The sequence below is a fragment of the Streptomyces sp. NPDC006602 genome, from assembly GCF_042870385.1.
Lineage (GTDB): Bacteria > Actinomycetota > Actinomycetes > Streptomycetales > Streptomycetaceae > Streptomyces.
Map to the genome: position 1 here is coordinate 1 of NZ_JBIAHG010000078.1, position 9992 is coordinate 9992.

The window sequence follows — 9992 nt, forward strand, 5'->3', positions numbered from 1 at the left end:
CACCACCCAAGGCACCACCACCTTCATCGAGATCGGCCCCGACGCCGCCCTCACCCCCCACACCCCCGACGCCGTACCCGTACTGCGCCGGGGGCAGGGCGAGCGGTGGAGTTTCCTGGCGGCGCTCGCGCAGACGTACGCGGCAGGCGCGTCGGTGGAGTGGGAGCGAGCCTTCGCCGGGTCCGGCGCGGGGGCGTACCGGCGGGTCGACCTTCCGACGTACCCGTTCCAGCGGAAGCGCTACTGGCTGGACGTGTCGTCGGCCGGGTCGGGGCCGCTGCTCGGGGAGCCGGTGGAACTCGCCGGGGACGGCGGCCTGTTGTTTGCCGCAGAGCTGGGCGCGAACCGGCTGCCGTGGCTGGTCGACCACGCGGTCGACGGGGTGCCGCTGGTGCCGGGTGCGCTGTTCGTCGGGCTCGTCCTGGAGGCCGCGGGGCACACGGATGCCGTGGTGGCCGAGGAGGTGACGCTGGAGGCGCCGCTGGTGCTGCCTGCCGAGGGAGCCGTGGCGCTGCAGGTGACCGTGGCGGCGGCGGACGAGGCGGGGCGGCGGGCGTTCTCCGTGCATGCCCGGCCGTCGGGTGACGCGCCCTGGACGCGGCACGCCACCGGTCTGCTGGCTCCGGAGGCGGGGCCCGCGGAGCCGGTGCGGGACAGCCTGTCCGCATGGCCGCCCGCGGGTGCGCGCCGCGTCGACACGGACGAGGTGTACGAGGAGCTGGCGGCGCTCGGATACGCGTACGGGCCCGCCTTCCGCAATCTGGTCGCCGCGTGGCGGTCGGGCGACACGCTGTTCGCCGAGGTCCGCCTACCGGAGGAGGCTGGTCAACTCGCCTATGAACGAGGCGGGTTCCTGCTCCATCCCGCACTGCTGGACGCCGCGCTGCATCTGCTGCCCCTGCGGTCGGAGGGCGGGGTGCGGCTGCCGTTCGCGTGGGCCGGGGTGCGGCTGCACGCGGTGGGCGCCACGGCGCTGCGGGTGCGCCTCACGCCCGTGGCCGACGGTGACGCCGTGGCGGTGCTGCTGACCGACCCCGAGGGAAGCGTCGTCGCCACGGCCGAGCGGCTCGCTCTGCGGCCGCTGCCGCAGGGCGCGTTGGCCGCGTCCGCGGGGGCCGGCGACGACGCGTTGTACGAGATCGCGTGGATCGCCCCGGAAACCGGCACGGCCGCGCCCGTCTCCGTGTCCGTCAGTGGTCATGTGGTGCACGTCGATTCCGCGCGGAGCGCCCTGGCACACGTACAGGAGTGGGCCGCCCGGGACGGTGATGAACGGCTTGTCGTCGTCACCTCGGGGGCCGTCGCCGCGACCGGTGCCGAGAGCGTACGCGAACCCGCGGCGGGCGCCGTGTGGGGGCTTGTGCGTACCGCGCAGACGGAGTTCCCCAACCGGTTCGTACTGGTCGACAGCGACGGCACCGCCGCGTCCGAGGCGGCTCTCGAGGCCGCGGTGGCGTCCGGGCAACCGCAGCTCGCGCTACGTGACGGCGCAGTGCTGGTGCCGCGGCTGGCCCGGGCCACCGTCGCACCGGCCGCCTCGCCGGAGGCAGCCGGGGCCGTCGGGCCCTTCGGTGCCGGGACCGTGCTGCTCACCGGTGCCACGGGCGCGCTCGGCACGCTGATCGCGGAGCGTCTGGTCATCCGGCACGGCGTGCGGCGTCTGCTGCTGACCAGCCGGCGCGGGCCCGCGGCGCCCGTCGCGCGGGAGTTGCTCGACCGGCTGACCGGGCTCGGTGCCCACGTCGACCTCGTCGCCTGCGACACCTCCGACCGGGGCGCGCTCGCCGGGCTGCTCGCGGACGTACCGGACGCGCATCCGCTCACGGGGGTGGTGCACGCGGCCGGTGTGCTCGACGACGGGGTTCTCGCCGACCTGACGCCGGACCGCCTGGACGCCGTGCTGCGCGCCAAGGCGGACGCGGCCGTGCACCTGCACGAGCTCACGCGCGGCCACGATCTGGTCGCGTTCGTGCTGTTCTCGTCGGTGGCCGGGGTCATCGGCAACGCCGGACAGGCCAACTATGCCGCCGCCAACGCCCAGTTGGACGCGCTCGCCGAGCACCGGCGGGGCCTCGGACTGGCCGCGCGGTCGGTGGCCTGGGGGCTGTGGCAGGACCTCGACGGCATGGGGGCCACGCTGTCGGCGGCGGACCTGGCCCGGCTCCGGCGGGCCGGAATCGCGCCGCTGCCCGCGCAGGCGGCGCTGCGCCTCTTCGACGCGGCGCTCGGCGGCGACGGGCCCGCGGTGCTCGTCGCGTCCCGCTTCGACACGGCCGCGCTCGGCGCGGCGGGCTCGGTGCCGCCCGCGCCGCTGCGCTCCCTGGTCCGTACGCGTCCGGCGCGGCGCACGGCGGCGGCCCCGGACGGGGCCGGGCAGGGACAGGGCGGTGGCACGCTCGCCGAGCGGGTGTCCGGGCTCGCCCGGCCCGAGGCGGAGCGGCTCGTCCTAGACCTCGTACGCCGCACGGTCGCGACGGTGCTCGGGCACAGCGACACGGCAGCGGTCGCCGAGGGCCGCGCCTTCACCGACCTCGGTTTCGACTCGCTCGCCGCGGTCGACCTGCGTAACCGGCTCGGCGCGACGACCGGTCTGCGGCTGCCCGCGACGCTGGTATTCGACCACCCGACCCCGGCCGCGCTCGCCCGGCAGCTCCTGTCCGAACTACCCGGCGGCAACGGGCAGTCGCACATCCCAGGCGCTGACGTGGCGGCGGCCGTGCGGGTCGACGACGACCCGGTGGCGATCGTCTCGATGGCCTGCCGGTTCCCGGGCGGGGTGGCGTCGCCGGAGGATCTGTGGCGCCTGGTCGCCGAGGGCACGGACGCGGTGTCGGAGTTCCCCGCCGACCGCGGCTGGGACCTGGAGACGCTGTACGACCCGCGGGCGGAGCGCACCGGCACGTCGGCGACGCGGCACGGCGGATTCCTGTACGACGCGGCGGAGTTCGACCCGGGGTTCTTCGGGATGAGCCCGCGCGAGGCCCTGACCACGGACCCGCAGCAGCGGCTGCTCCTGGAGACGGCGTGGGAGGCGTTCGAGCGGGCCGGCATCGACCCGCGCTCGCTGCGCGGCTCGCGCACCGGCGTCTTCGCGGGCGTCATGTACAACGACTACGGGGCGCGGCTGCACCAGGGCGGGCAGGCGCCGGATGGGGTCGAGGGCTATCTGGTCAGCGGCAGCGCGGGCAGCGTGGCCTCCGGCCGGGTCGCCTACACGTTCGGCCTGGAGGGGCCTGCGGTCACGGTCGACACGGCGTGCTCGTCGTCGCTGGTCGCGCTGCATCTGGCGGCGCAGGCGCTGCGCAGCGGCGAGTGCGATCTGGCGGTCGCGGGCGGTGTCACGGTGATGGCGAGCCCGGCGACGTTCGTGGAGTTCAGCAGGCAGCGCGGCCTGTCGGCGGACGGCCGCTGCAAGCCCTTCGCGGCGGCCGCGGACGGCACCGGCTGGGGCGAGGGCGCGGGCCTGCTGCTGGTGGAGCGGCTCTCCGACGCCCGCCGCAACGGCCACCGGGTCCTCGCCCTCGTCAAGGGCTCGGCGGTCAACCAGGACGGCGCCAGCAACGGCCTGACCGCCCCGAACGGCCCGTCGCAGCAGCGCGTCATCCGCGCCGCGCTCGCCGACGCCGGCCTGAGCCCCGCCGACGTCGACGCGGTCGAAGCGCATGGCACCGGCACCAGGCTGGGCGACCCGATCGAGGCGCAGGCCCTGATCGCGACGTACGGTCAACAGCGCGCCGCGGACGAGCCGTTGTGGCTCGGATCGGTGAAGTCCAACATCGGTCACACACAGGCCGCGGCCGGGGTCGCCGGTGTCATCAAGTCGGTCCTGGCGATGCGGCACGGTGTGCTGCCCCGCACCCTGCACGTCGACGAGCCGACCCCGCACGTCGACTGGTCGAGGGGTGCCGTCGCGCTGCTGACCGAACCGACGCCGTGGCCGGAGCGCGGACGGCCGCGCCGGGCCGGGGTGTCGTCGTTCGGCATCAGCGGCACCAACGCGCACGTCGTCCTCGAACAGCCGCCCGCGGAGGGCGAGTCGGCCCCCGGTGACGCGCCGGCGCGGCCCGTCGCCGACCCGGTGCTCGTGCTGTCCGGCCACAACGAGCAGGCCCTGCGGTCCCGGGCCCGGCAGGTCCGGGAGCTGGCCGAGGCCCGCCCCGGGCTCGAACCGGCCGTGCTCGCCCGCTCGTCGGCCGCCGGGCCCGCCGATCCCGCGTACCGTGCCGCCGTCGTGGCGAGCGGCGGACGTGTCGACCTGTTGCGCGCCCTGACCGCCCTCGAGGACGGCGGGAGCGCGCCGGCGCTGCTGCGCGGCGAGCCGTCCGGCCCGGCGTCGCGCGTCGCGTTCCTCTTCACCGGGCAGGGCAGCCAGCGGCCCGGCATGGGCCGTGAACTGTACGAGTCCTACGAGGAGTTCGCCGACGCCTACGACGAGGTGTGCGCCCAGCTCGACCCGCACCTGGGCCAGTCGCTGCGGGACCTCGTGTTCGGCGCGGACCCGCTGCTCGACGAGACGGCCTTCACGCAGCCCGCGCTCTTCGCTCACCAGGTCGCCCTGCTGCGGCTCGCGGCGAGCCGCGGGGTGCGCCCCGACGCGGTGCTCGGGCATTCCGTCGGCGCGGTGGCGGCGGCCCACGCGGCCGGTGTCCTGTCGCTGTCCGACGCCGCCCGCCTGGTGACGGCGCGCGGACGCCTGATGCAGCAACTCCCCTCCGGTGGCGCGATGGTGGCGCTGTCGGTCGCCGAGGAGGAGGCCGCGGCGCTGCTCGCCGGTGTCGAGGACCTGGCCGCGATCGCCGCGTTGAACGGCCCCCGCGCGACGGTGGTCTCGGGCGCGGCGGAGGCGGTCCTCTCGATCGCCGAGCGGGCCAGGGCTCAGGGTGCGCGCACCCGGCGGCTCACCGTCAGCCACGCCTTCCACTCACCGTTGATGGAACCGATGCTGGACGAGTTCCGGCAGGTCCTGGACGGCATCGCGTTCGCCGCTCCGCGGCTGCCGTTCGTCTCCGACCTCACCGGCCGCCTCGCCGACGCCGACGAGCCGGTCTCCGCCGACCACTGGGTGCGGCACGTGCGGCACGCCGTGCGCTTCGCGGACGGTGTGCGCGCCCTGCACGCCGAGGGGATCGGCGCGTACCTGGAGATCGGGCCGGACGCCGTCCTGACCACGATGGCCGAGGAGACGCTCGGTGAACTCGGCGCCGCCGCGCCGCTGGTGCCGCTGGCGCGCCGCGACCGGCCCGAGGGCGCGTCGTTCGCGGCCGCGCTCGGCGCCCTGCACGTCGCGGGCGGCGACGTGGACTGGCGGGCCCACCACGGCGTGGGCGAGCGGACCGAGCTGCCCACCTACCCGTTCCAGCGGGAGCGGTACTGGCTGGACGTGCCGGCCGGGCGCGGCCGCGATGTCGGCGCGGCCGGGCTCACCGGCGCGGGGCATCCGCTGCTGGGCGCGGCCGTGGAGCTGGCCGACGGCACGGGCAATGTGTACACGGGCCGGCTGTCCGCGCGCAGCCACCCCTGGCTGGCGGACCACACCGTGTCCGGCTCGGCGGTGCTGCCCGGTACCGCTCTGCTCGAACTCGCCCTGTACGCGGGCGCGAAGACCGCGGCCCCGGTGGTGCGGGAGCTGACGCTGCACACGCCGCTCGTCCTGCCGGAGGAGGGTGCGGTGCGCCTCCAGGTAACCGTGGGCCGGGCCGACGACGCGGGCCTGCGCACCCTCACGGTGCACGCCCGCGAGGACACCGCGGAGGCCTCGGACGGTGCCGAGGGAGGGTGGACCACGCACGCCGCCGGTGTGCTCGCGCCCGACGCCGCCCCGACGCCGTCCGCGTCCCCGCGACCGTGGCCGCCCGCCGACGCGACCGAGGTGCCGGTCGGCGACGCGTACGAGCGGCTGGCCGCGCTGGGGTACGCGTACGGTTCCGCGTTCCGCGGTCTGCGGGCCGCGTGGCAGGCCGCGGGCGGTGGGCATCTCGCGGAGATCGCTCTGCCGGACCGGGCCGTCGACGACTCCGCGGACGGCGCCGGTTTCACGGTCCATCCGGCGCTCCTCGACGCGGCGCTGCACCCCCTCGCGCTGGACGGCCCGGGCCCCGACGGCGGGCTGCGGGTGCCGTTCGCCTGGCACGGGGTGCGGCTGCACGCCACGGGCGCCACCGTCCTGCGCGTCCGTCTGACTCCGGTCCCGGACGGCCAACAGGAGCTCGTAGCAGTGGAGTTGACCGACGAGACGGGTGCGCCGGTGCTGACGGCCGACGGACTCGCGATCCGCGAGACGGACCCGGCGCGGCTCGTGACCTCGCGCACGGCGGCCCGGTCCCTGCACCGGGTGGAGTGGGTGTCGCCCACCACGGACACACGGGCGGACCTGCCGGACGCGTCTGCGTACGACGTGCCGGGCGCATCGGAGGTGACCGGGTACGACGTGCTGCACGCGCCGGACGGCGCGTCGCGCGACCCGCACGCCGCCGTCGCCCACGTCCTGCCCGCCCTGCGCGCCCGGCTCGACGACGCCCGGGCCACGGCGCCGCTGGTCGTCGTGACGACCAGGGCGACGGCGCCGCGCGACGGGGAACCGCTGGACGCGCTCGGGCACGCCGCGCTCTGGGGGCTCGTGCGCACCGCGCAGACCGAGCATCCGGGCCGGTTCGTCCTGGCTGACACCGACGGCAGCGAGGCGTCACTGCGCGCACTGCCCGCCGCCGTCGCGTCCGGGCAACCGCAGGTCGCGCTCCGCGAGGGCCGGGTCCTCGTGCCGCGCCTGGCCCGGGTGGCCGGGGTCTCGTCACGGGTGCCGCCGCTCGACCCGGACGGCACGGTGCTGCTGACCGGCGCCACCGGGGCGCTCGGCGGCCTGGTCGCCGAGCACCTCGTCACCCGGCACGGCGTCCGGCACCTGCTCCTGACCAGCCGACGCGGGCCCGCGGCACCGGGCGCCGGGCAGCTCGTCGAGCGGCTCACCGCGCTCGGCGCCGAGGCCCGCGTGGTCGCCTGCGACACCGCCGACCGGGCCGCGCTCGCGGCGCTGCTCGCGGACGTACCGGACACGCATCCGCTCACCGGTGTGGTGCACGCCGCCGGTGTCACCCGCGACGCCACGCTCACCTCGCTCGACGACACGGCGGTGCGCGAGGTCCTGCGGGCGAAGGCCGACGCCGCACGGCTGCTGCACGACCTGACCGCCGACTCGGCACCGCGGCTGCGGGCGTTCGTCCTGTTCTCGTCGGTGGCCGGGGTCATCGGCAACGCCGGACAGGCCAACTACGCGGCCGCCAACGCCTACTTGGACGCCCTCGCGCAGCACCGGCACGCGCGCGGTCTGCCCGCGACGTCGCTCGCCTGGGGGCTGTGGCAGGCCGAGGACGGCATGGGCGGCGCCCTGTCCGCCGCCGACCTGGCCCGGATCGCCCGAACCGGCGTCGCCCCGCTGTCCGTGCCGGACGGGCTCGCCCTGTTCGACGCGGCGCTGGCCTCCGGTGTCCCCGCGACGGTGCCGGTCCGCCTGGACACCACGGCCCTGCGCGGGCTCGGCGACCCGGAACGGGTGCCGCCGCTGCTGCGCGCGCTGGTCCCGGCCCCGGCCGTGCGGGACGCGGCGCGTGGCGCCGACGCCCCCGCCGGCGCCTCGCCGTGGCTGCGCAAGCTGGCCGAGGCGGGCGACGCGGACCGCCCGCGCGTGGCGCTCGACCTGGTACGGGCCACGATCGCCGACGTCCTCCAGCACGCCCCGGACAAGACCGTGCCGGCCGACCGCGGCCTGCTGGACCTCGGCTTCGACTCGCTCACCGCCGTGGAACTGCGTAACCGGCTCGGCGCCGAGACCGGGCTGCGGCTGCCCACCACGGTGCTCTTCGACCACCCGACGGCGACCGCGCTCGCCGCGCATCTGCTGCAGGAACTGTCCGACCGGCTGCCCGGGGCGGCCGCCGCCGCGCTGGAACACCTGGCCGGCCTGGAGGCGGCCGTCGATGCCGACGGCCTCGACGCACAGGCCCGGGACCGGCTCGCGGCCCGCCTGGCCACGGTCCTCGACCGCCTCGCCCCCGGCCTGCGCCCGGACCCGGCCGCCGCACCGGCGGCCGACCGGCTGACGGACGCCACCGACGACGAGCTGTTCGACCTGATCGACGACCAGCTCGGCTCCGGCTGACCGCCCGCCCCTCCCCCGCGACCTCGGATTCCCGCCCCTTCCAAGGAGATTGACCACCCATGTCGAACGAGGACCGGCTGCGCGACTATCTCAAGCGCGTGACGAACGACCTGATGCAGACCCGGCAGCGCCTGTCGGAGGTGGAGGCCGAGCGGCACGAGCCGATCGCGATCGTCGCCATGGCCTGCCGTTACCCGGGCGGGGTGCGCTCACCTGAGGACCTGTGGCGGATCGTGGAGTCGGGCACCGACGCCGTCTCCGGGTTCCCCGACGACCGGGGCTGGGACCTGGCGGGCCTGTACGACCCCGATCCCGAGCGGACCGGCACGTCGTACGCACGTGAGGGCGGGTTCCTGCACGACGCCGACCAGTTCGACCCGGCGTTCTTCGGGATCAGCCCGCGCGAGGCGGTCGCCATCGATCCGCAGCAGCGGCTGCTCCTGGAGACGGCGTGGGAGACGTTCGAGCGGGCAGGGATCGACCCGAGTTCGCTGCGCGGCTCGCGCACGGGCGTGTTCGCGGGCGTCATGTACGGGGACTACGGCGGCCGCATCCAGCAGGCACCCGACGGCCTGGAGGGCTACATCGGCACGGGCAGCGCGGGCTCGGTCGCCTCGGGCCGGCTGTCGTACACGTTCGGCCTGGAGGGCCCGGCGGTCACCGTCGACACGGCGTGCTCGTCGTCACTGGTCGCGCTGCATCTGGCGATCCAGTCGCTGCGGCAGGGCGAGTGCGATCTGGCGCTCGCGGGCGGGGCGACGGTGATCGCGTCGCCGGGCCTCTTCGTGGAGTTCAGCCGGCAGCGCGGCCTGTCGCCGGACGGCCGCTGCAAGGCGTTCGCGGCGGCCGCGGACGGCACCGGCTGGGGCGAGGGCACCGGCCTGCTCCTGGTCGAACGGCTCTCCGAAGCCCGCCGCCACGGCCACCCGGTGCTCGCGGTCGTACGGGGTTCGGCGGTCAACCAGGACGGTACGAGCGGTCAGTTGTCGGCGCCGAACGGTCCGTCGCAGCAGCGCGTGATCCGCGCCGCGCTCGCCGACGCGGGCCTCACCCCCGCCGACATCGACGCGGTCGAGGCACACGGCACGGGCACCAAACTCGGCGACCCCATCGAGGCACAGGCGCTGCTCGCGACGTACGGCCAGGAGCGCGACGCCCACCACCCGCTGTGGCTCGGCTCGTTGAAGTCCAACATCGGCCACACACAGGCCGCGGCCGGAGTCGGCGGCATCATCAAAATGATCCAGGCCATGCACCACGGCCACCTCCCCCGCACCCTGCACATCGACGAGCCGACCCCACACGTCGACTGGACAGCGGGCGCCGTCCGACTCCTCACCGAAGACCACACCTGGACCACCCCCGAGGACCGCCCCCGCCGCGCCGCCGTCTCCTCCTTCGGCATCAGCGGCACCAACGCCCACGTCATCCTCGAACAACCCGTGGACGGCGGGGAGACGACCGAGGAACCGGACGAGGCGGACGGCCCGGCGCCGTGGCTGCTGTCGGCGCAGTCCGAGGCGGCCCTGCGTGCCCAGGCCGAGCGGCTGCGTGCCTACGTCGACGAGCACCCGGAGCTGCGACCGGCGGACGTCGCCGGTCTGCTGGCGGACGGGCGCCGTCAGCTGGAGCGGCGGGCCGTGGTCGTGGCTCGGGACCGGCAGGAGTTGGCCGAGGGCCTGGACTCCCTTGCCCGGGGCGTACCAGCGGGCAACGTGGTGGAGGGTTCCGTACGGGATCACGGCAAGACGGTGTTCGTGTTCCCGGGTCAGGGCTCGCAATGGGACGGCATGGCCCGCGACCTGCTCACCACCTCACCCGTCTTCGCCCACCACCTCAC

At 76.0% G+C, this 9992-nt stretch carries 2 protein-coding genes; both read left to right on the plus strand.

Going from position 1 to position 9992, the window contains the following annotated elements; genetic code table 11:
* On the plus strand, positions 1 to 8152 hold an 8152-nt coding region (locus tag ACFYO2_RS49040), incomplete at its 5' end, for an SDR family NAD(P)-dependent oxidoreductase (protein WP_388363889.1).
* Positions 8153 to 8211: 59 nt separating this feature from the next.
* Positions 8212 to 9992, plus strand: a 1781-nt coding sequence (locus ACFYO2_RS49045) for a type I polyketide synthase (RefSeq protein ID WP_388363891.1), incomplete at its 3' end; no start/stop codon positions are given.